The organism is Mycobacterium persicum, from assembly GCF_002086915.1.
In the GTDB taxonomy this organism is placed as follows: domain Bacteria; phylum Actinomycetota; class Actinomycetes; order Mycobacteriales; family Mycobacteriaceae; genus Mycobacterium; species Mycobacterium persicum.
This window is the reverse complement of the sequence record NZ_MWQA01000001.1, coordinates 497,200-519,791: the sequence shown is the minus strand read 5'-3', so window position 1 is coordinate 519,791 and position 22,592 is coordinate 497,200. Positions and strand designations below refer to the sequence as shown.

General features: G+C 66.6%; 15 protein-coding genes. 7 read left to right on the top strand and 8 right to left on the bottom strand.

What is annotated here, in order from left to right; all coding sequences use genetic code 11:
- Positions 1 to 15: 15 nt before the first annotated feature.
- Positions 16 to 819, bottom strand: coding sequence for a thioesterase family protein (locus B4U45_RS02310; protein ID WP_075547416.1), 804 nt, complete (start codon positions 817 to 819; stop codon positions 16 to 18).
- Positions 816 to 1,685 carry a RecB family exonuclease gene (locus B4U45_RS02305; RefSeq protein WP_075547417.1) on the bottom strand — a complete coding sequence of 290 codons (870 nt, stop codon included), beginning with the start codon at positions 1,683 to 1,685 and terminating at the stop codon, positions 816 to 818. The genes B4U45_RS02310 and B4U45_RS02305 overlap by 4 nt, the downstream gene beginning before the upstream one ends.
- Before the next feature lie 73 nt (positions 1,686 to 1,758).
- On the opposite strand from B4U45_RS02305, the gene trmI reads away from it, so the two are divergent.
- Complete coding sequence (trmI, locus tag B4U45_RS02300; RefSeq protein WP_075547418.1) at positions 1,759 to 2,601, top strand: tRNA (adenine(58)-N(1))-methyltransferase TrmI; 843 nt, start codon at positions 1,759 to 1,761, stop codon at positions 2,599 to 2,601.
- Between the two features lie 5 nt (positions 2,602 to 2,606).
- Here trmI and B4U45_RS02295 read toward each other — a convergent pair whose 3' ends face one another.
- Together B4U45_RS02295 and lppK are read right to left on the bottom strand one after the other, a co-directional pair.
- On the bottom strand, positions 2,607 to 2,900 hold the full coding sequence (locus tag B4U45_RS02295; RefSeq protein ID WP_075547419.1) for a DUF503 domain-containing protein: 294 nt from the start codon (positions 2,898 to 2,900) through the stop codon (positions 2,607 to 2,609).
- Positions 2,901 to 2,908: 8 nt separating this feature from the next.
- Positions 2,909 to 3,514, bottom strand: coding sequence for a lipoprotein LppK (lppK, locus tag B4U45_RS02290; protein WP_075547420.1), 606 nt, complete (start codon positions 3,512 to 3,514; stop codon positions 2,909 to 2,911).
- A 294-nt stretch (positions 3,515 to 3,808) separates the two neighbouring features.
- Between lppK and arc the strand changes: the two genes are divergently transcribed.
- A complete protein-coding gene (arc, locus tag B4U45_RS02285; RefSeq protein WP_075547421.1) occupies positions 3,809 to 5,647 on the top strand; it encodes a proteasome ATPase in 1,839 nt (612 codons plus the stop codon).
- A 4-nt stretch (positions 5,648 to 5,651) separates the two neighbouring features.
- Here arc and B4U45_RS02280 read toward each other — a convergent pair whose 3' ends face one another.
- From B4U45_RS02280 to B4U45_RS02270, 3 genes are all read right to left on the bottom strand, one after another.
- A complete protein-coding gene (locus B4U45_RS02280) occupies positions 5,652 to 6,296 on the bottom strand; it encodes a hypothetical protein (protein WP_075547422.1) in 645 nt (214 codons plus the stop codon).
- 9 nt (positions 6,297 to 6,305) lie between these two features.
- Positions 6,306 to 7,496, bottom strand: a complete 1,191-nt coding sequence (locus B4U45_RS02275; RefSeq protein ID WP_176358102.1) for a hypothetical protein — start codon at positions 7,494 to 7,496, stop codon at positions 6,306 to 6,308.
- An 81-nt stretch (positions 7,497 to 7,577) separates the two neighbouring features.
- On the bottom strand, positions 7,578 to 8,852 hold the full coding sequence (locus B4U45_RS02270; protein ID WP_075547439.1) for a DUF2314 domain-containing protein: 1,275 nt from the start codon (positions 8,850 to 8,852) through the stop codon (positions 7,578 to 7,580).
- Positions 8,853 to 9,114: 262 nt separating this feature from the next.
- On the opposite strand from B4U45_RS02270, the gene dop reads away from it, so the two are divergent.
- The 4 genes from dop to prcA all read left to right on the top strand — a co-directional run bounded on the left by dop (position 9,115) and on the right by prcA (position 12,623).
- On the top strand, positions 9,115 to 10,611 hold the full coding sequence (gene dop / locus B4U45_RS02265; RefSeq protein WP_083154632.1) for a pup deamidase/depupylase: 1,497 nt from the start codon (positions 9,115 to 9,117) through the stop codon (positions 10,609 to 10,611).
- Positions 10,612 to 10,744: 133 nt separating this feature from the next.
- Complete coding sequence (locus B4U45_RS02260) at positions 10,745 to 10,939, top strand: ubiquitin-like protein Pup (RefSeq protein ID WP_023364687.1); 195 nt, start codon at positions 10,745 to 10,747, stop codon at positions 10,937 to 10,939.
- The gene (gene prcB, locus B4U45_RS02255; RefSeq protein ID WP_075547424.1) at positions 10,936 to 11,811 is read left to right on the top strand and encodes a proteasome subunit beta; all 876 of its coding nucleotides are present in this window, start codon (positions 10,936 to 10,938) and stop codon (positions 11,809 to 11,811) included. Before B4U45_RS02260 ends, prcB begins: the two co-directional genes overlap by 4 nt.
- Complete coding sequence (prcA, locus tag B4U45_RS02250; RefSeq protein ID WP_075547425.1) at positions 11,808 to 12,623, top strand: proteasome subunit alpha; 816 nt, start codon at positions 11,808 to 11,810, stop codon at positions 12,621 to 12,623. Before prcB ends, prcA begins: the two co-directional genes overlap by 4 nt.
- 10 nt (positions 12,624 to 12,633) lie before the next feature.
- Here the strand turns inward: prcA and B4U45_RS02245 are convergent, their stop codons facing one another.
- Positions 12,634 to 13,917 (bottom strand): cation:proton antiporter domain-containing protein, encoded by a 1,284-nt coding sequence (locus B4U45_RS02245; protein ID WP_075547426.1) that lies wholly within the window; start codon positions 13,915 to 13,917, stop codon positions 12,634 to 12,636.
- 365 nt (positions 13,918 to 14,282) lie between these two features.
- On the opposite strand from B4U45_RS02245, the gene B4U45_RS02240 reads away from it, so the two are divergent.
- Positions 14,283 to 22,592 carry a MupA/Atu3671 family FMN-dependent luciferase-like monooxygenase gene (locus B4U45_RS02240; RefSeq protein ID WP_219859301.1) on the top strand — a complete coding sequence of 2,770 codons (8,310 nt, stop codon included), beginning with the start codon at positions 14,283 to 14,285 and terminating at the stop codon, positions 22,590 to 22,592.

Sequence of the window (22,592 nt, the reverse complement as noted above, 5' to 3'; positions counted from 1 at the left end):
ACTGCCACCATCGGACTAGCTGGGCGCCCGGCGCTGGACGAGGAGCGTTTGGGCTGAGGTGCCGATGAAGCCGGTCTTGTCGTAGACCTCCGCGGTGGTGACTCCCACGCCGTCCGGCCCGACCGATGCCCGCGCGCGCAGCGCGAAATCGTCGCCGGTCGGCAGCCGATGCAGGTGGACCACGGTGTCGGTGTTCATGAACACGAACTGGTTGGGGTCCAGGACTGCACCGACACCGTTGGCGCAGTCCACCACGACCGCCAGCCGTTGCAGCGCCGTGGTGGGGTCGTTGTCGACGATGTGGGCGATCGGGGTGAACCAGGACACGGCGCCCGATTGGCCGTCGGACTGTTGTGGGCGCCAGTTGATCGCATCGAAATAGCCACCGGCGTCCGCGAAGACGGCCGGAAGGGGCTCGGCGGGTCCTTCCACCACCGCCGGGTACCGCGCCGATTCGACGTCGGCGGTGTCACTGACCGCCAACAGCCAGGCCGTCACCCGGGCCACCACCCGCGCGGGTCCGCCCTCGCGATCGGCGTGCAGTTCGGCGACCATCAAGCAGACCCGCGAGCCCGGGCGTTCCACCCAGGCTCTGGCCCGCACCGGGGCCACCGGGATCGCCCCGAGGATGTCGAGGTTGAGCCTGCCGATCCGCAGCCCCGAGCCCGCCGACAGCTCTTCGATCAGCCTGGTCAGCAGGGCCAACGGCGGTGAGCCATGCTGGATTTCGGGATTCCAGTTGCTTCGCGTGTAATCGGTGGAGTCAAAGGCCTGGTAGTCACCGTCGTCGCCGAGTCGACGGTAGAAGCAACCGTTCATGCCGCCGGTTCGGTTGGCCGCGAAACCGTATCGGCGCCGGCGTAATTGGGCCACCCGGGGTACGGCGGCGGCGTCCCGCCAAATGCCGGGCAATGCGCTTGGTGCGGGCACCAATCGCACAGCCGCGACGGGTTCGGACGGAAATCTCCTGACCTGCCCGCGGCTTGGATCGCACGCCAGATCGCCATCAACGTCTTTTCGAAACGTAGCAGTTCGTCACGGTCCGGCGAGTAATCCAGCACCTGGCCGTCGGCCAGGTAGATGAGTCGCAACCGGGCGGGCAGCACGCCACGCGACCGAAACAGCGCCACCCCGTAGAACTTCATTTGGAACAAGGCTTTGAACTCGGCCAGGGCCCGCGCCGCCGGCGGCGCCTTACCCGTCTTGTAGTCGACCACCCGCAACTCGCCGGTCGCGGCGACGTCGATCCGGTCGATGTAGCCGCGCAACAGCGTGCCGTCGGCCAGCTCCACCTCCACCCGGTGCTCGCAGCACTGCGGGTCGAACCGCGTCGGGTCTTCCAGCCGGTAATACCCCGACAGCAAGGCGCGCGCCTCGTCGAGCAGTTCTTGTGGTTGCAGTTCATCGGCCGGCCCGGGCTCACCGGCGATCACCTGCTGCCAGGCGGACTCCACGAGCGACCTCGCGGTCTCCGGGCCGCGCTCTAGCGCGGGCAGGGCATAGAGCTGCTCGAGTGCGGCGTGCACCACGGATCCGCGCAACTGCGGCGCCGATGGTGCCTCGGGCAACCGGTCGATCGCCCGGAACCGGTACAGCAGCGGGCACTGCTTGAAATCGGCGGCCCGCGACGGTGACAGCGCCGGCCGGACCCGCGGATCCGCCCCCGGTGTCAGCTGGTCCGTCATGCCCGCAGCCTAAGACGGGGCGCCGACAACCCCGAACATCGGCTGCGGCGAGTCGGCTGGCACCCTGGACGGCGTGTCGGCAACCGGTCCCTTCGCGGCGGGCGAACGCGTGCAGCTGACCGACGCCAAGGGCCGCCACTACACGATGGTGCTCACCCCGGGCAACGAGTTTCACACCCACCGAGGTTCGATCGCCCACGATGCGGTGATCGGGCTGCAGCAGGGCAGCGTGGTCAAATCCAGTAACGGTGCGCCGTTTCTGGTGCTGCGCCCGTTGCTGGTCGACTACGTGATGTCAATGCCGCGTGGGCCACAGGTGATCTACCCGAAAGATGCCGCTCAGATCGTGCATGAGGGCGACATCTTTCCGGGCGCCCGGGTGCTTGAAGCCGGAGCCGGGTCCGGCGCGCTGACCCTGTCGCTGTTGCGGGCGGTCGGGCCCGAGGGCCGGGTGATCTCCTACGAGCAGCGCGCCGACCATGCCGAGCATGCCTGTCGCAACGTGACGAACTTCTATGGTGCGGCTCCGCAGAACTGGCGGCTGATCGTGGGCGACGTCGCCGACTCCGACCTGCCCGACGGCTCGGTCGACCGGGCCGTGCTGGACATGCTGGCTCCCTGGGAAGTTCTGGACTCGGTGTCGCGGCTGGTGTCGGCGGGCGGGGTGTTGGTGATCTACGTCGCCACCGTCACCCAACTTTCCACGGTCGTGGAGGCGCTGCGGGCCCAACAGCTTTGGACCGAGCCGCGGTCGTGGGAGACGTTGCAGCGCGGCTGGAATGTCGTCGGGCTGGCCGTGCGGCCGCAGCATTCGATGCGCGGCCACACCGCATTCCTGGTGGCCGCGCGCCGGCTGGCGCCCGGAGCCGTCGCTCCCGCGCCGCTCGGCCGCAAGCGCCCCGGGCGTGACGGTTAGTTTTGCTAATCGTCACTGCGGTGCAGACCCCGGCGCACCGACAACAACTCGAACTCGGGGTGCGCGGCGACCAGCCGTTCGGCCGCGTCGAGGACGTCGACGGCGTGACTGCGGTCACCTGAAACCGTGGCCACTCCGATGCCGGCGCGGCGGTAGAGATCTCGCGAGCCGGTCTCGGCGGCCGACACGCTGAGCTTGCGCTGCAGTTCGGCGACAACGGGACGCACCACCGACCGCTTTTGTTTCAGTGACCGCACGTCGCCCAGCAGCACGTCGAATTCGAGCCAGCCGATCCACATCTGCGCGCTCAGCCAGACGGCGTCGGAGACGGCGGGTTGGGTTCCCGTGCCGGGGCGGGGCTTGGTTCCGGTGCCGGCGCGGGGCCGGGAGCCGGCGACGAGACTCGAGAATTGCTGAGGGCCAACAGCATCTCCGCGGTTCGCCGCGATAGCTGCCAACCACTCTGGGTGGGTTTGAACTCCATCGGGAAGGTGAATTCGTGATCGTCGGGTTTGGCTGTGGTGACAACGATGGTGGCCGTCACGGCGGCCGGGTCCACGCCCGACCACGTGATGTTGCTCGCCGCGAAACTCAGTGGCAGGTAGCCGCCGTCTCGGGCAGCGGTGGTGAACCGGTCCAGGGCGGCGACCGTCTCCGGGGTGGCGTCCTCGACGAGGCTGGTCTTGTCGGCTCCGGCGACCGCCGGGTCGGCCAGCCGGGACAACACCTCGACCAACGCGTCGGGGGAAGGCAGCGAGGCGGCCGGCCTCGGCGCCACCGGGGTGGACGTGGCGGGGGGTACCGATGGGACAGCAGACGTCGCGGACTCGGGCCGCGAACATCCCGAGAGCGCCGCCGCCACGATGGCGACGACGCTCACGGCGATGCAGGCTTTGCGGAGGTGGCGATGCATCCAGCGGCAGGCCCGGCTAACGGCGGTACACGGCGGGTCGCGACGAGGAGGCCGACACTGCAACCGATGTCACACTGTCGGCTCCGCCACCGATGCGGGCGCCGGCAGCACTGGCTGTGGCGAGGGATTTCACCGTCGCGGCGCTCCTTTCGATCGGGCCGAGTGGAAGCCGAGATTACCAGCGCGAAACAACTTGTTATTTCCGGCGGCATTTGGTTCCGCACATGAACTCGCGATGGCCGGTAGCGTTGAGGTATCCGCCGCACCGCTCCCGGTGCGGGAAAGGAGGGCAACATGGCTGAATCAGAGCGTTCTGAAGCATTCGGGACACCCCGCGATATGCCCCTGCCCAGCACCGATGCTGCCGAATTGGAACAGCTGCGGCGTGAAGCCGCGCTACTGCGCGAGCAACTGGAGAACGCGCTGGCACACCAGAGCCCGTCGCGCCCCGCCCGCGATGTGCATCAGCTCGAAGCCCGTATCGACTCTCTTGCCGCGCGCAATTCGAAATTAATGGAAACTCTTAAAGAAGCCCGTCAGCAATTGCTGGCGCTGCGTGAAGAGGTCGATCGGCTGGGGCAGCCGCCCAGCGGCTATGGCGTGCTGCTGGCCACCCACGACGACGACACCGTCGACGTCTTCACCTCGGGTCGCAAGATGCGCCTGACATGCTCTCCGAACATCGACGCCAAGTCCCTCAAGAAGGGCCAAACGGTCCGGCTCAACGAGGCGTTGACCGTCGTCGAGGCCGGCAGGTTCGAATCGGTGGGCGAGATCTCCACGTTGCGTGAGATTCTCGCCGATGGTCACCGCGCTCTGGTGGTCGGCCACGCCGACGAGGAACGCATCGTGTGGCTGGCCGAACCGTTGGTCGCCGAGGACCTGCCCGACAGCATTCCCCCTAACGATGGGGCCCTCAACGACGACACCCGGCCGCGCAAGCTGCGCCCCGGCGACTCGCTGCTGGTCGACACCAAAGCCGGGTATGCCTTCGAGCGCATCCCCAAGGCCGAGGTCGAGGACCTGGTGCTGGAAGAGGTGCCCGACGTCAGTTACGAGGACATCGGTGGCCTGACTCGCCAGATCGAGCAGATCCGCGATGCGGTGGAGCTGCCGTTCTTGCACAAGGAGTTGTACCGCGAGTACGCGCTGCGCCCGCCCAAGGGTGTGTTGCTCTACGGCCCGCCCGGCTGCGGTAAGACCTTGATCGCCAAGGCGGTGGCCAACTCGCTGGCAAAGAAGATGGCCGAGGTCCGCGGCGACGACGCCCGTGAGGCCAAGTCCTACTTCCTCAACATCAAGGGCCCGGAGCTGCTGAACAAGTTCGTCGGCGAGACCGAACGCCACATCCGGCTGATCTTCCAGCGGGCCCGGGAGAAGGCCTCCGAAGGCACGCCGGTGATCGTGTTCTTCGACGAGATGGACTCGATCTTCCGCACCCGCGGCACCGGGGTTTCCTCCGATGTCGAGACGACGGTGGTCCCGCAGCTGCTCAGCGAGATCGACGGGGTGGAGGGGCTGGAGAACGTCATCGTGATCGGCGCCTCCAACCGGGAGGACATGATCGACCCGGCGATCCTGCGGCCCGGACGCCTGGACGTGAAGATCAAGATCGAACGCCCGGATGCCGAAGCGGCGCAAGACATCTTCTCGAAGTACCTGACCGAGGCGCTGCCGCTGCACGCCGACGACCTCGCCGAGTTCGGCGACGACCGCACCGTCTGCATCAAGGCGATGATCGAGAAAGTCGTCGAGCGGATGTACGCCGAGATCGACGACAACCGGTTCCTGGAGGTCACCTACGCCAACGGTGACAAGGAAGTCATGTACTTCAAGGACTTCAACTCCGGGGCGATGATCCAAAACGTCGTCGACCGGGCCAAGAAGAACGCGATCAAGTCGGTGCTCGAGACGGGCCAACCGGGGCTGCGGATCCAGCATCTGCTCGATTCGATCGTCGACGAGTTCGCCGAGAACGAGGACCTGCCCAACACCACCAACCCCGATGACTGGGCGCGGATTTCGGGCAAGAAGGGCGAGCGGATCGTCTACATCCGCACCCTGGTCACCGGCAAGTCGTCGAGCGCCAGCCGGGCTATCGACACCGAGTCGAACCTGGGCCAGTACCTGTAGGGGCTCAGGCCATCACCAGGGAATAGCTGTTGGCGAGGTCGTCCTGCAGAACGCGGGCGGCGCGGGCGGTGGTGTCGATCCGCAGCTCGTTGCTGAGCCTGCGTGGCTGATAGGCCCACCCGCTGGGCAGGTTCAGCCGGTCCGCCAGCTTGGCCAGGTCGGCTCGGGACAGGTTGGGGTCGACCACCTGGCTCCAGGTCTGCATGACCCAGCGCTGTCCTTCGGGGTCGCGCAGTTCGTAGATCTCTTCGCCGGCGTTGAAGATGAAGACGGTATTGCGTCTGACCTGGTTGACGGTGTATGGCGCGGGATTCATCGACGACAACAGGACCGTGGCTTGCTGGAGCATCTCGATTCCGCCGAAGTTCTTGATCACCGGCGGGCCCTGGGGCGTCTTTTCGATGGCGTTCATCAGCCAATAACGGGGGCCGTTGAGCAAGGCGCCCGCGGCACCATGTTCGGTGGCAATGGCCTTGGGATCCAGTGCCGACCACAGCTCGGCGGGACAGTCGTTGAGCGGGAAGCTGTTGTAGACGGTCGCCTGCGGACCCGCCTCGCCGGGGGTTACCAGAAGTACTTCGCCATAACGCTTCCCGGACAAGTCGCCTGGTGGTTCCAAAACGACTGCTCCGTCTTCGGTGGTGGACATCAGGCGAAATTAATCACTGTGGTCAGCGGCGTCAACACGGGGGGAGTAGCCGGTGATGCTGGCGTGATACCGGTTGCGGGCGATCAGGGTGGCATGCAGATCGTCGATCAGTGGGTCGACGAACGTGGTGCGGTATTCGGCGTCGTCGACCGCGCGAGCGCTGATGTACATGAAGGTCAGCGCGCCCAGGAACAGGCACATGTGGATCAGCGAATCCGGCACCGGAAACGTCAGGCCCAACACGGTCGAGCTGCTGGGCGCGCCGCGGGTCCATTCGTCGAGCAGTGCCGAACTGAGCACGATCAGCCCGAGCATCACGTAGATCACCGCGGTCAGCAGTGCCACCACCATGATCTGCACCAGCTGCGAGACGGCCAGCACGAAGACCATGTTGACGCGTTCAGCCCTGGTCAGCGGGGGGCTGCCGGCAGAATCGGGAAGCTCCGCAAACGGTGTGTGGATCAGCCGTTCACAATCTCTGGGCAGCGCCGCGGCTGACTGCAGCATGGGCCGGACCCGCTCCCTGGTGGCGGAGACGACGAAGGCGGCGGCGATGCTGAGCAGAAACGCAATCGCGAGCCCCAGTCGCTCGGCGCCGATCGTCGCGGCCATCAGCCAGACGTTGCCGTTGAAGAACACCAACGTCGTCAGCAGGACGACCGGCAGCGCCCGTACCGCCAGTGCGCCGATCGTCGCAAATTGCGAGACGGTGATGCGCAGCGCCCATCCGACCACCGACCCGATACCGCTGGCGGTCAGGAGCAGCACCAGCGCCGTGAAGATGGCTGCGCCGGGTAGATGGGACGGGTCGGTTTCGACGACGATCACGACGCCCACCATGCTGACCGCTGCGGTGGCTGCCATCGCACGTTTGCGCCTGTCCGACATTCGCGACACCAGCCAGCCGACCCCCACAATCAGAACTGGGGCCAGCGCGACGATCGTCAGAACGACCCAATCTCGCGGGGTGGGGTCCTCGCCGATGTTGACATCTTCGCCCTTGGTGATCAGGAACAACGGGAAGGTCCAGCAGTGAAACGCGGCATAGGCGGCCAGCGCGGGCGCTGACCTGGACCACAGTCGCCGCCATCGGGACCGCTTGGTCAGCACAGACGGCAAGCCATGCTGCAAGAACCAGCTTTCAGCCGCGACAGTCGCAGGTGCCAGGCGTGACGGCATGCGGCGCGGGGAGAGCTTCATGCCGGCTCACCCTAGTCCCCGAATAAGCGAGCCGGACCCGTCATACCGGGCGTGGTGGCGATGAAGCATCGCCCGGAGGCCTTAATTGAGCTGGCTGCGGATCAGTCTCTCGGTCTCGTTGCCGTCGATGACGCCGTCGCGCCGCTTGTGCATGTAGTCAAAGACCGTCGATTCGGCGATTTGGACGGTCTGGCCCGCATGCAGGCCCAGGCTGCTGGCCGGCTCGTTGACCAGGAACCCGGTGATCGCGTCATCGGTCCAGCTCGCGACCTCCACCCAGATCCACTCCCGGATACCACCCGCACCTTCGAACGGGGCCTTCAGTTGCAGGGATTCACCTGGTTCCAGCCCCTCGTTGAACAGGCCGCGCAGCGCCGGCAGCTTGCTTCTGGCCTGTTTGCTGGCGGCGTTGAGCGCATCGTTATGCATTGTCGGGACGACCGGTGACCCGGAGCCGAACACCGGCGCCAACACCGCGTGTCGCCGAGCGTGAACATCCTCGCCGGCCCCGCGGTCAAAGGTGAGTTCGAGGATCCGGTTGTCGGGATCACCGGCTTCGGGCGTCCCCACTTTCAGGGTGAGTGGCGCCGTCTCGGTGCCCGCGGAACCAATGCGGCGGACGTCGAGATCGAACTCTCCGCGACGTTCGACGACGGATCCGTCGGTGATCGCCTGACAGAACGCACTGACTAGATCCCCGACCTGATGGCTGACCGACCGCGGCAGTTGGTTCACCACGACGTCGGGCAGCCCGAACTTCGCCATGCCAAGCGTGATCAGCCGCATATGGCCGTCGGTCTGGTAGACGTGAATGACCGTGTGGTCGCTGATATCCGGCGTCGGACCCGTCCATTGGTCGATGCGCATTTCGGTCCATGCGGCCGGGGTGAAGACTTCCCGCGTCTCGTCGTCCCAAATCAGGCCGCCGGTGCACGAGGCCAGTTCACTGGTCAACCGCAGCGCCGTACGCATGCGGCTCAGACCCTGGCCCTTCGGGTAGACGAAGTTGAGGACCAGCGCCGCCTCGGTGGCTGGTAGCGCCGCCGTCTGCTGCGGGCTGACTCCGCGACCGAACAACTGGACAAACTCGGGGCTCGGGGGCGGACAGTCGTGGTGCGGATCGACGGTGATCCAGGCGTTCACGGTGGGCTCTGTTTCATCTCCGCTGAGATAGTCGGCGTGGTGGAATTCCCTGAATTCGCTGGCCAGCAGCGCATCCAAGGTGGCGAACGGGTTCGCCGACGGCATGGGTAGGTAGTAGATCGCGAACGCATAGCTGATCTGTTCGGCTTGGAGCGGTCCCGCGGGAACCAGGTCAGCGCCGGACTGTGCGTGCTGAAATGGGTCGGGGTTCACCGCCGGTCCCCGCACGTCTTGCGGCGACGGCGGCTCAGCGCTGCGGAAATGAGCAAAGGCCACAGCCCTTTTGGCGTCAACGCGGAAACTCCGAAGTCTGGGGTGCAAATGGTCGGGGCGAGTCGGGGGCGACCGTACCAATCGGCAGCTGAATGCGCCAGTCGATCCATGCGACCGCTCCCGATCCTGGCCGGCCCGATTGCCCGCCTTCTCAGCGGCCCGCTACGCGGGCCGCATCGTCGCCGGGCCTAGGCTCTAAAGCATGCAACGGATTATCGGCACGGAGGTCGAGTACGGCATCTCATCGCCGTCGGACCCGACCGCCAACCCGATCCTCACCTCGACGCAGGCGGTGCTGGCCTATGCCGCTGCCGCGGGTATTCAGCGCGCCAAACGGACCCGTTGGGACTACGAGGTGGAATCGCCGCTGCGGGACGCCCGGGGCTTCGACCTGAGCCGCTCGGCCGGGCCGCCGCCCGTGGTCGACGCGGACGAGGTGGGGGCGGCCAACATGATCTTGACCAATGGCGCGCGGCTCTACGTCGACCACGCGCACCCCGAATACTCCGCGCCCGAGTGCACCGACCCGCTCGACGCGGTGATCTGGGACAAAGCTGGTGAACGGGTGATGGAGGCGGCGGCGCGGCACGTCGCGAGCGTCCCCGGCGCCGCGAAACTGCAGCTCTACAAGAACAACGTCGACGGCAAAGGCGCGTCCTACGGGGCGCACGAGAACTATCTGATGTCTCGCCAGACACCGTTCTCGGCCATTATCGCCGGGCTCACCCCGTTTCTGGTGTCGCGCCAGGTGGTAACCGGCTCGGGGCGGGTTGGTATCGGGCCCTCCGGCGACGAGCCGGGATTCCAGCTGTCGCAGCGCGCCGACTATATCGAGGTCGAGGTCGGCCTGGAGACCACGCTGAAACGCGGCATCATCAACACCCGCGACGAACCGCATGCCGACGCCGACCGGTACCGCCGGCTGCACGTCATCATCGGCGACGCCAATCTTGCCGAAACGTCGAGCTACCTCAAGCTCGGTACCACGGCGCTGGTGCTCGACCTGATCGAAGAGGGAATCGATCTGGCTGATCTGGCGTTGGCCCGCCCGGTGCACGCGGTCCATGCGATCAGCCGTGATCCCACCCTGCGGGCCACGGTGGCCCTGGCAGATGGCCGCGAAATGACCGGTCTGGCGCTGCAACGGGCGTATCTGGACCGGGTGGCCAAGCTGGTCGACAGCCGCGACCCGGACCCGCGGGCGTCCGACATCGTGGAAACCTGGACCCACGTGCTCGACCTGCTCGAGCGCGACCCGATGGAATGCGCCGAATTGCTGGACTGGCCGGCCAAGCTGCGGCTGCTCGACGGTTTCCGGCACCGGGAGAATCTGAGCTGGTCGGCGCCCCGATTGCATCTGGTCGACCTGCAGTATTCCGATGTCCGGCTGGACAAAGGCCTGTACAACCGCTTGGTGGCCCGGGGTTCGATGAAACGGCTGGTCAGCGAACACCAGGTGCTCGAGGCTGTGGACAACCCGCCCACCGACACGCGGGCGTACTTCCGCGGCGAATGTCTGCGCAGGTTCGGCGCCGATATCGCCGCCGCCAGCTGGGACTCGGTCATTTTCGACCTGGGCGGTGACTCGCTGGTACGAATACCGACGCTCGAGCCGCTGCGGGGCAGCAAAGCCCACGTCGGCGCCCTGCTGGAGTCCGTGGACAGCGCCGCCGAACTAGTGGAACAACTCACCAGCTGAGATCCGTGAGCGCGGCAGGGAGCGTAAGCCCGGAAACGTCGGCGCTGACCGGTACTGTTAGGGAAAGACCAGCGGGCGTGCGGTACGGCGCCCGCGGCCTGTAAGCAGGCCATGACGAGAGCAGGAGGCGGCGATGGCTCAGGAGCAGACCAAACGCGGCGGTGGCGGCGGAGACGACGACGACTTCGCCGGCAGCACTGCCGCAGGCCAGGAGCGTCGCGAAAAGCTGGCCGAGGAGACCGACGATCTGCTCGATGAGATTGACGACGTGCTCGAGGAGAACGCCGAAGACTTCGTCCGCGCATACGTCCAAAAGGGCGGACAGTGACCTGGCCGTTGCCTGATCGCTTGTCCCCTAAATCGGCACTTTCCGGATCCGCTGCAGACCTCTCCTCATTCGCTGACTTCCTGCGCCGCCAGGCGCCGGAATTGTTGCCGGCAAGCGTCAACGGCGGTGCGCATCCTGGCACCGTCGGCGGGCAGCTGCCGCACGGCACCACCATCGTCGCGTTGAAGTACCCCGGCGGCGTCATCATCGCCGGAGACCGGCGCTCGACCCAGGGCAACATGATCGCCGGGCGCGACGTCAAAAAGGTGTACATCACCGACGACTACACCGCCACCGGAATCGCCGGCACCGCGGCCGTGGCCGTGGAGTTCGCTCGCCTGTACGCCGTCGAACTCGAGCATTACGAGAAGCTCGAAGGGGTGCCGCTGACGTTCGCCGGCAAGGTCAACCGGCTCGCGATCATGGTGCGCGGCAACCTCGCGGCGGCGATGCAGGGCCTGGTGGCGCTGCCGTTGCTGGCGGGCTACGACATTCATGCCTCCGACCCGCAGACCGCGGGGCGCATCGTCTCGTTCGACGCCGCTGGAGGCTGGAACATCGAGGAAGAGGGTTACCAGTCGGTGGGCTCGGGATCGATCTTCGCCAAGTCGTCGATGAAGAAGCTGTACTCTCAAGTCACCGATGCCGATTCCGCGTTGCGGGTGGCCGTGGAGGCGCTCTACGACGCCGCCGACGACGACTCGGCCACCGGCGGCCCGGATCTGGTTCGCGGAATTTATCCCACAGCGGTCACCATCGGCGCCGACGGGGCGGTCGACGTCCCGGAGAGCCGGATTGCCGAGCTGGCCCGCGAAGTCATCGGAAGTCGTTCGCGTGCTGACACTTTCGGGCCAGACGGCGGTGAGAAGTGAGCTTTCCGTACTTCATCTCGCCCGAGCAGGCGATGCGCGAGCGCAGCGAGCTCGCCCGCAAAGGCATTGCTCGGGGCCGCAGCGTGGTGGCGCTGGCCTACTCCGGCGGCGTGTTGTTCGTCGCGGAAAACCCGTCGCGCTCACTGCAGAAAATCAGCGAACTCTACGATCGCGTGGGTTTTGCCGCCGCGGGCAAGTTCAACGAATTCGACAATCTGCGCCGCGGCGGGATCCAGTTCGCCGACACCCGTGGCTACGCCTATGACCGTCGCGACGTCACCGGACGCCAGCTAGCCAATGTTTACGCCCAGACGCTCGGCACCATCTTCACCGAGCAGGCCAAGCCGTATGAGGTCGAGCTGTGTGTGGCGGAGGTCGCCCATTACGGCGAGACCAAACCACCTGAGCTGTACCGGATCACTTACGACGGTTCGATCGCCGACGAGCCGCATTTCGTGGTGATGGGCGGCACCACCGAGCCGATCGCCAACGCCCTCAAGGAGTCCTACGCCGAGAACGCCGATCTGCCCGACGCGCTGCGGATTGCGGTGGAGGCGCTGCGGGCGAGCAGCGCTGATACCTCGGGAAACGGTCAGCCCGCCCTGGGGGTGGCCAACTTGGAAGTCGCCATTCTGGACGTCAATCGGCCACGGCGGGCGTTTCGGCGGATCACCGGCGCCCAGCTGGAAACATTGCTGCAGAAGGCGACATCCAAGAAGGCCGAAGAGTCCAGCAAGCCCAAAGACTCCGAGGAATCCGAAGGCTCCGACGAGTCCAAGGACTCGAACGCCGACGGCGAATCGTCAGACTAAGCACGTCTGTTCAGGAGTCTGGCTCGGCTGTCGCGGCGGCATCAATGTCTTCTTGGACCGCCTTGTCGGGGTACACGATCCGCAGCGCCGGTTGACAGAAAACCGTGGTCGCCAGGGCCATGACCACCATGATGGTGAACATGTCGGTGTCGAAAATGCCGACCTCTTTGCCGACCGACAGGACCACTAACTCGGTCAGTCCGCGGGTGTTCATGAGCACGGCGATTGCGGCGCTGTGCTGGGCGGAAATTCGCTGCAGGCGGGCACCGGCGAAGGTGCCGCCAAGTTTTCCGGTGCCGGCAGCTGTCAGAACCAACAGCAATTGCAATGCCAGATCGAGTCGCGAGAGGGTACGCAGATTGACGCTGAAACCCGCGATGACGAAGAATACGGGTAACAGCAACAGCGAATTGATTTCCCCAAGTCGGTCGAGGATCACCCGTCTGAGAGGTTGCGCGCCCTGCCTGGGCATGATCGCGCCAAAAAGGAATGCACCGCAGATCTCGTGGATGCCAATTCTGGCCGTGATGAAGGCCGACAGCAGTGCACCGCCGGCAACGACAGCCAGCATGACGACGGCGGAGCCGCTTACCTTCTGGTGCCACTTGACCATTCGCGCAAGAAGTGGTCGCGCCACGCCCAGCATCAGCGCCGCAAACAGGGCGGACAGCATGAGGATTCGGAGCACCGTCATGACACCGTTGCCCTTGACGATGGCGCACACGTATGCCAGCAGTGTCCATGCGAGAACATCGTCAACCGCGGCCGCCGAAAGTGCCAGAACTCCGACTCTGGTCCGATATACCTTGCGTTCAGCGATAATCCGAGCGAGGACCGGAAATGCGGTGATCGACATTGCGATACCCATCAACAGCATCAAGGTTGACAAGGGCACCTGCTTGCCGTCGACCATGTGGTGCCGCGGATGCAGGACCAACGTCACCAGCAGACCGAGGACAAAGGGCGCTGCGAAAGACAGAAGCGAGATGCTGGCGACAGCACGCCGACGTCCACGGATCAGCGTGAAGTCCAATTCCAGGCCGACCATGAAAACGAACAAGACCAGTCCGAGTTCGGCCAACATCTTGAGGTAGGGCATCACCTCGCCGGGGAAGAGGCGAGTGTCCAGGTGACCCGGTAACAGCCCGAGCAGACTGGGTCCCAGCGCAATCCCCGCAAGCACTTCGCCGATCACGGCCGGCTGGCCGAGCCTCGGTGCGACTTTTCCGAACAGTCGGGCAGTGACGACGATGACGACCACATCGAGAAGCACAAGCGCAAACGTGCGATCCATGGCACCCACCTGCTCGTGTGTGTGGCGGCCGCATCGGGCCTGGATGAATACGGCCGCCCGGCATCTTCGTCGCATTCCCGACGACAATGTCTCACGGCGAGAGCTTCGATTCACCTGCAATGCGTGTCATCGCGTCGGACCGACCGCCGGGCGCCTCGGGCCCCTGGCTAGTGCGCCTAGCCGATGTCGCTTCGTCTACCTGCGGTTCCGGATAAATTTGGCCTCTCGCGGAACAGGATGTTAGCGACTAACGTGACGGGGGGTCGGAACGTTGTCTCCGATCAGCGCTTGGGCAGGCCGACCAGCCGGCCAGTGACCGCGGTTTGAACACCGTCCGTCGTCGATGCTTCGGTGAGGGGTATCGGATGCAGGGACCCGGGTTCGGTTCGCCAAGCGATTCGCTCGGGGAGCCGATCAACGTCCATGAACTGCTGGCGACGGCCCGAGAAACCCTGGCACGACAGCGCGAGACGATCGAAAGACTCAGGGCCGGTCGCCGCGAACCCATAGCCGTGCTCGGCATGGGATTACGATTGCCCGCCGGCATCGAAACGGCCTCACAACTGTGGACTTTTCTGCGGGCCGGCGGCGACGCGATCACAGCGATCGGTGACGACGGCTGGAATGTCACGCTTGATTGCGACGGCGATGGTCGCCGCGACGGCGGCGTAGCACCGCAGAGCGCCGCGCTAATAGCCGATCACGATGCATTCGACCCGGGATACTTTTCCATCTCGCCCAAGGAAGCCGCGGGAATGGACCCGCAGCAACGCATGATCCTCGAAGTCACCGACCGGGCGTTCGCTGACGCCGGGGTGTCGATCCGGTGCGCGGCGAGCGAGCGAACCGGGGCGTTCGTCAGCACCAGCAGTGACGACTATCTGCTGCAAAGCGCCGATCTGTGTCGGCGTGAGCTTTTCGACGCGTACACCGGGACCGGCACGGCTCGCGCCGTCGCGGCCGGCCGGCTGGGCCACGTCTTCGGACTTACCGGGCCGATAATGCACGTCGACACCGCATGTTCGTCGTCGCTGGTGGCCCTGCACTTGGCATGCCGCAGCCTCCATGACCGGGAGTGCACGCTGGCGGTGGTCGCCGCCGCCAACCTCATTGCCACACCGCAAAACCTGTTGTTGCGCAAGGCGTTAGACGCGGTGGCCGCTGGCGGCCGGAGCAGGCCATTTGCCGACGACGCCGAGGGCTTCGGGCAGGGTGAGGGAGCGTTGGCATTCGTGCTGCAGCCGCTGTCGGCCGCTTTGGCGGCCGGGCGACGGCCACGCGCGATTATCCGGGGTTCGGCGGTCAACCACAACGGCCGGGGTGCCGGCCTGACGGTGCCACGCAGCACCGCGCAACGCGACGTCATGCGCGAGGCGTTGAGCTGCGCGGGCATCGATCCCGACGGCGTCGATGTGGTGGAGGCCCACGGCACCGGCACCCGGCTCGGAGATCCCATCGAGCTTGCCGGCCTGGCCGACGTTTACGGGTCGACCGGCACCGTTCAGCTCGGCTCGGTCAAGTCGAACTTCGGGCACCTGGAGGCCGCCGCGGGCCTGCTCTCGCTGGCAAAAGTCGTGCTGTGCATGGATAACGACGAAATTCCGCCCACCCTGCACGCGGCCAGGTTAAACCCGGAAGTGCCCTGGGACAGCCTGCGGTTCGCGGTTACCACCCGGCCCACCGCCTGGCCTCGCCGGAAACGCGGACGGCTGGCTGCGATCAGCTCGTTCGGGATGGCCGGCACCAATGCCCACGTGATTCTCGCGGATTCGCCTGAAATTGCTCCACCGCAACATGTTTCACGTCCGGTGCAGATATTGCTGATTTCGGGCCGCAGCGACGCGGCGCTGCATGACCTGGTTACCGCCTATGCTGAGCTACTCGATCGTGGTGCGGCCGAAGCGTTTCCCGACGTCTGCGCCAGCTCCGCGCTCGGTCGCGACCATCATCGATTCCGGCTCGTCGTCGTCGCACCGGATTCCCAGACCGCGCTGGGCGCACTCAGGTCCTGGCAGTCCGCACAGCCGTCGGAGCTGGTGGCCACCAACGACGCCGACGCGCCGAATCAGATCGTCGTCATTCGAGACGAAGCCGATGCCGCCACGGTCGACGCGGCGCTGGCGGATCTGCTGCCGGGCCAGCATTGGGTGGCGTGCACCGCATCTGCCGCTGCCCGGCAGGACGGGGTCCGTGTCGAAGTCCGGCCGGCGGCGCGCTGGCCAGCCGAACGCGACTCGACCGGCGCCGCACTCGATGACGACCAGCGGTTGGCGATCGCGCTGCACCTCGCCGGTGCCCACGTTAACTGGTCGCGGGTCTATCCACCCGCGACCTTCACGCCGGTGCCGCTTCCGGCGCATCCTTTCCGCCGCAGACCACTCTGGATCACGCGGCCGCCGAAACCGTTTGAACGCAATGGCGCAATCGACGAAGGGACAGCCACGATGGCGGATATCTCGCCTGCCGGTGTACGCCCGCCACAACGCAGCGCACCACAACGCAGCGCAGCGGTAACCGCGGTGGCAGCTGTCATCACAGGCTGGATCGCCGAGCTACTCGGCATGCAGCCAGATGAGGTGGAGCCGCGGCGCCCACTGCTGGAGCAGGGCGCGGACTCGATGGTGCTGGTGGAAGTGGTGAGCCGGGTCGATACCACCTTCGGGGTGATGTTGGTGCTGCGCCAGCTTTTCGAAGAATTGCTCACCGTTGCGGCGATCACCGATTACGTCACGCAACACGGTGGAAAAGCGCCGTCCCCGGCTGACGATCGCGGCGACTACCTCAGCACGCTGACCGACACCTACACCCGCATGACCGCGCGTTCTATCGCCGAATACCGCTCCTACCTACCGGTGATGTGCAATAACCGGCGCAGCGCCTCCGACGTACGGCCCGAGACGGCGGCTTTCGCAGCGCCGCTTCGGGTGGTCTCCTCTTGGGGGGCGCACCTCACCGATGTGGACGGCAACGACTTCGTCGACATCGCAATGGGCTTCGGCGTCAACCTATTCGGTCATCAAGCGCCCTTCATCGTCGATGCGGTGCGCGAACAACTCGCCACCGGGATGCAGCTGGGCCCCGAATCGGCCGTCGCCGGCGAAGTCGCCGCAATGCTGGCCGAACTCACCGGTCAGGACCGAATATTGTTCTGCAACAGCGGAACCGAAGCGGTGATGACCATGATGCGGCTGGCCCGGGCGCACAACGGCCGCAACACGATCGCGGTGTTCCGCAACGCTTATCACGGTCACTTCGATTCGACTCTGGTCAACCCGATCGGAATCAACGACGTCTCGGCCACCCCGATGGCCATCGGCACACCGCCCGGCCTGGTTCACGACGTGATCGTGCTGCCCTACGCCGACAAGCGCGCGCTCGCCGAGATCCGCTGCCGCGGCTCGAATCTGGCCGCGGTCCTGGTCGAACCCGTGCAGAACCGCCGGCCCGACCTGCATCCCGGCGACTTCCTTCGCGAGCTCCGCGACATCACCAAGTCACACGATGTGCTGCTGGCCTTCGACGAGGTGCTCACCGGGTTCCGCATCCACCCCGGCGGCGCCGCAGCCCATTTCGGCGTCGCGCCGGATATCGTCAGCTACGCCAAGGTGATCGGCGGCGGCATGCCGATCGGGGTGGTGGCCGGCCGGGCCGACGTGATGAACCGCGTCGACGGCGGAGCCACCCGCCCGGGACCACCGGTCACCTACACCGCCGGCACCTTCTGCCGCCACCCGCTGGCGATGGCCGCAGCGCGTGCCGTGCTGCGCAAGCTCAGCGACGATGGACCACGGCTCACCAGCCGGCTCAATCAGCGCACCGACGAGATGCGTGCCGAACTGAACGCACGATTCGCCGATCTGGGCGTGCCGTTCGCGATGCACAACTTCGGCTCCTTTTTCCGTTTCTCCATCAACGGCAACCTGAGCTTTGCCTATCAACCGGTGGAGATGGACTACTTCAACGCCGCGATGCTGACCAAAGGCGTCTACATCGCCGAAGGAGGCACCTGCTTCCTGTCCACCGCACACAGCGATGCCGATATCGAACGGGTAGTCGACGCGGCCGGCGGCGCGACCCGGGAGTTGCGCGACGCCGGCCTGCTCAACCGGGCGGCGGCAGACACTTCGGCGGCTCACCGAGCCGAACGGTTGGTCGACGCCAAGGCGACGGTCGCGGCCCGCGGTGTGGCTGAGACCCGGGCGGTCCCAAGAGAATCCGAACCCCAAGCGCCGCAGGTTCGGATCTCCGGCGGGTCGCCGGCGCCGGTGCTCAGCCTCTCCTTCTTCGGCGACTACCCACGCAACACACCCGGCATCTTCGACGTGATCCGCAGCGCGGCCGCGGCCGCCGATGGGCGCCTGGCCACCCTGTGGATTCCGGAACGCCACTTCCACTCCTTCGGCGGCCTGTCACCCAACCCGTCGGTGCTGGGGGCGTTCCTTGCCGGGATCACCACAAAGATCCGGATCCACGCCGGCAGCGTCGTGCTTCCGCTGCACGACCCGATCCGGGTCGCCGAGGAGTGGGCGATGATCGACAACCTGTCCGACGGGCGGATAGGGGTTGCGTTCGCCTCCGGTTGGCAGCGCAACGACTTCATCCTCGCCCGCGAACCGTTCGACCGACGCCGCGAAGTGATGTGGCGGGACATCGACACCGTGCAGCGGCTGTGGCGCGGCGATCCAATCACGTTCCAGCGCAATGGTATTGAGGCCGAGGTCAGTCTGTATCCGCAGCCCCGGCAAGCTGAGCTGCCGACCTGGATCGCGGCACTGGGCTCCCCGGAAACCTTCCGCACGGCAGGAGAACGAGGCCTGTCGATTCTGACCAACCTGGTCGGCCAGAGCACCGAGCAGCTCGCGTCGAACATCGCGCTCTACCGGAACGCCCGCCGCGGCGCCGGCATCACCGGGCCCGGACATGTCACCGCCCTGGTCCACACGCTGGTCACCTCGGACGACTCCGCGGCCCGGCTGGCCCGCACCCCGCTGCACCGCTACCTCGGGTCGTCGGTCGACCTGTTCAGCGCGGTCACCGGGAGCCGCGAACAACACGCATTCGAACGGCTCACCGACAGTGAACGAACCTACCTGCTCGATCGGGCGGTCGATCGTTTCCTGCAGGACAACGCGATCATCGGCGATCTCGACCATGCGCTTGACGTCGCCCGCCGGATCGCCGGTCTGGGGGTTGACGAGATCGCGTGTTTCGTCGACTTCGGCGTCGCCGCAGACGATCTGCTGGGCGGTGTGGACCAACTGGTGCGGCTACGCGAGCGGTTGCAGACCGTCCAGCGACCCCCGGCGCCACGGCCCGCGACGGTGTCGGCTGGCACCGGCCGGGCGCGGGCGACCGCAGACCTGACCGGCACCTTTGATCCCGACGAGGTCACGCTGGCGGTGAAAGCGGCCGTCGCCGCCGAGCCGCGCCTGCAGAAGCTCGTCGAACCGGCCGGGCCGCCCAACGTGCACCTGGTCGACCTGTCCCTGCTGGGTGACACCGAGCAGGACCGGCAACTTGCCGAATTCTGGGAAATAGACGAGGACTTCGCCGCGCACCAGTGCTGCGACGTGCTCATGATTCGCCGCTCCGGCGGACGGATCCGGCTGATGGCAAGGCTGCCCGAGCCCGCGTCGTCCCGGGACGCCGAGGAGCTGCTGGACGCGGTGGTTTCGGCCCTGCACTCGTCCCGGCGCGACGATGTGGGCGGTGTCGAAGCCGAACTCGCGGCCACGCCCAACGAGCAACTGATGTGGTGGGCCTGCGAGGCCGACTCCGATACGGCCCGAGCATGCCATGTCCGAACCTCGCTAGAGGTCTCGGAACGGCTTGACATCGACGCCCTGCAGGACGCCGTGACCGCCGTCGCGGGGCGCCACCAAGCGCTGCGCTCGACGTTCGGCGCCGAGGGCGAGACGCTGCTGGTGCACCGAGAACTGGTGCCCGTGGTACACGTGGTCGATTTCACTGCCCTGTCCACCGCTGATCGAGACGAGGAGCTGGCGCGCTGGTACGCCGAAGACGCCGAGCAGCTGATCGACGTGGCCGCGGGGCCGTTGTGGCGGATCGCGGTGCTGCGCCTCGCCGAGCGGCAATGCCGAATTGTCGTGACCGCCCACCACATCGTCTTCGATGGGGTCTCGGAGCGGATAGTGCTCGACGAGCTGGCCGCGGCGTATCGCGGTGCCGCCGCGGAGTTACCGGCGCCCGTCGACTTCGCCGCCTGGCGGCGCGAACACGCCGGGCGGGCAACGGAAGCCGATCGCCACTTCTGGCGCACCAGCCTCGCTGGCGCCGAGGCCACCCGCACCGCGCAGCTGGCCGCAGGCCCGGGCGGCCGGCTGCGGACCACGCTGCCGGCCGACACCGTGGCCGCGGTGCAGCGCGTCGCCGCCGACATGGGCTGCACCCGCTACGTCGCCCTACTGGCCTGTTACGCCATGCACCAGGCACGGTCCCGGGGCGGCGCGGACGCGGTGGTCGTCGGCGTCTCGGCCGCCCCGCGCGACGCCGCGGCCCGCCACGGACTGATCGGCTACCTGTCGAACCTGTTGCCACTGCGGCTGCCCCTGGATCCCCAGGCCCATGTCGCCACGGCGTTGCCGGTTGTTCGTGCCGCGTTGTTGGATGCCTACGAGCACCAGCGGCTGCCGTTCGCCGAGATCCTCTCGGAATCGCCGGGGACACATGTGTCCACCTGCTTCAACTGGGACCACGTGGGCCAACCGCGGTTCGGATCGGCTGGCGTGCGTGCCATGCCGGACCCGGCGAGCTACGTGCGCTTCGGATTGAGCCTCAACGTGGTGGAAACCGATGACCCCCAACTGATCTTGGAATGGGACTACACCAGCGACTCCTATGACGCTGACGCAATTGCCCGGGTGGCACAGAGTTTCGCCGACATCGTCGCCGAGCTGGTCAGCGGCGACGAGCTCGTCACCGGGTCGACCGTCCACGGGCGGTTCGCGGCGCGGGCCGCCGAGTCTCCCGCGACGGTGGCCGCCTACGACGGAACGTCGAGCGTCACCTTCGCCGAACTGGATGCGTGCTCGGACCGGATCGCCGCCGGCCTGCTATCCGCCGACCTGCCGACCGAGTCTGTCGTCACCATCGTCGGATCGCTCTGCGTGCCAATGGTCGCGGCGATGCTCGGCGTCCTCAAGGCCGGCGCGGCCTTCAGCGTCGCCGCGGCCTCGACGTCTGACGCCGCGCTTGCGACACACCTGCGGGCGTGCGGATCCCAGGTGGTCATCCATACCGCGGCGGCGCGCGGCACGCAGCGGCTGGATCGACACCACGACGTGGCGACCCTTGCCGAATCACCGTCAGCCGCGCGGTTGCCGGTAATCCCGGCCGCGCACGCCGCCTACGTCATCATGACCTCCGGATCCACCGGCGAGCCCAAACCGGTCGTGGTCACCCATGCCAACTTGTTGAGCTATCTCGACGCTTTGGCGCAGCGGGTGGATATGACCGGGCAACGCTGCCTGGTTGTGGGTTCACCGGCATACGACCTCTGTTACAGCACGCTGTGGTCCGCGCTGACGCGTGGCGGCACCCTGCTGCTGGCCGATGAAGACGCCAGCGCCGACGCGGAGGCCCTGGTGGAATTGACGTCACGACATCCGGCCGACGTACTCAAAATCGCCCCGGCCCATCTGGACGCGTTGTTGAGCACGGGTTTCGATGCGTTCCTTCCGCGGGCGCATCTGATCTTCGGTGGCGAGCCGCTGCGTTGGCCGGCGGTGCGGCGGGTGCGTGCGGTCCGCGGCCAGGTGACCATCTGGAACCATTACGGCCCAACGGAAACCACGGTGGGTGCCACCATGTACCGGATCGGCGACCCGGATCCGTTCGAGTCGCGTGCCACCGTGCCGATCGGCGCTGCGCTCCACGGACCGGTGCGGGTCGACGGCGATGAATTGCTGGTCGGTGGCCCCGGGGTGGCCACGGGTTATCTTGGCTTGCCCGCGGAAACCGCCGCGCGCTTCGTGTGGCGTTCCGAGCCGGACGGGGCCCGAACCCGCTGGTATCGCACCGGGGATGTGGTCGCCGAGGTTGCCGACGGATGTTTCGAGTTCGTCGGACGCCTCGACGACCAAGTCAAGGTGCGCGGTCACCGGGTCGAACTGGGCGCGGTGGACACGGCCCTACGGGCGGTGCCCGGGGTGCGGGCGGCCGCGGCCTGTGTGCTCGGTGACGGCGAAAACGCGTGTCTGGCCGCAGGTTTGGTGCTGGACGAAGCCACCTCGCCGCAACGCGTTCGGACCGAGCTGGCAACCACCCTGCCCAGCCACGTGATACCCACCACGCTGGTGGCGATGCAACGGCTGCCGCGTGCGGGATCGGGCAAGCTCGACCGGACCGCGCTGGCCGCCGCGATCAGCGCTGCCTCACCACAGCGGCCGGCGGGTCACCAAACCGGTGCTTATCCGGCCGATCCGCTCGAGGCGATGACCAAGATCTGGCGAGATGTGCTGGAAAGGGACGTGGTCAGCCCCACCGACGACTTGTTCGACCTCGGTGGTCATTCTCTGCACGCGATCAAGATCGCGGCCCGGATACGCAAAGTGTTCGGCCGGCGGGTGCGGATCCGGGACGTGTTCGATTCCCAAACCCCGCAGGCATTGCTTACGCATATCACCGAGCTACCGGAAGCCGCTCAGTTGTCCTAA

Coding starts and splice junctions, on each gene's coding strand:
- B4U45_RS02305 (WP_075547417.1), bottom strand. CDS start 1,685: ATGACGGACCAGCTGACACCGGGGGCGGATCCGCGGGTCCGGCCGGCG.
- B4U45_RS02280 (WP_075547422.1), bottom strand. CDS start 6,296: ATGTCCACCACCGAAGACGGAGCAGTCGTTTTGGAACCACCAGGCGAC.
- B4U45_RS02240 (WP_219859301.1), top strand. CDS start 14,283: ATGCAGGGACCCGGGTTCGGTTCGCCAAGCGATTCGCTCGGGGAGCCG.
- dop (WP_083154632.1), top strand. CDS start 9,115: ATGCAACGGATTATCGGCACGGAGGTCGAGTACGGCATCTCATCGCCG.
- B4U45_RS02295 (WP_075547419.1), bottom strand. CDS start 2,900: ATGTGGATCGGCTGGCTCGAATTCGACGTGCTGCTGGGCGACGTGCGG.
- B4U45_RS02310 (WP_075547416.1), bottom strand. CDS start 819: ATGAACGGTTGCTTCTACCGTCGACTCGGCGACGACGGTGACTACCAG.
- B4U45_RS02275 (WP_176358102.1), bottom strand. CDS start 7,496: ATGAAGCTCTCCCCGCGCCGCATGCCGTCACGCCTGGCACCTGCGACT.
- arc (WP_075547421.1), top strand. CDS start 3,809: ATGGCTGAATCAGAGCGTTCTGAAGCATTCGGGACACCCCGCGATATG.
- lppK (WP_075547420.1), bottom strand. CDS start 3,514: ATGCATCGCCACCTCCGCAAAGCCTGCATCGCCGTGAGCGTCGTCGCC.
- B4U45_RS02260 (WP_023364687.1), top strand. CDS start 10,745: ATGGCTCAGGAGCAGACCAAACGCGGCGGTGGCGGCGGAGACGACGAC.
- B4U45_RS02245 (WP_075547426.1), bottom strand. CDS start 13,917: ATGGATCGCACGTTTGCGCTTGTGCTTCTCGATGTGGTCGTCATCGTC.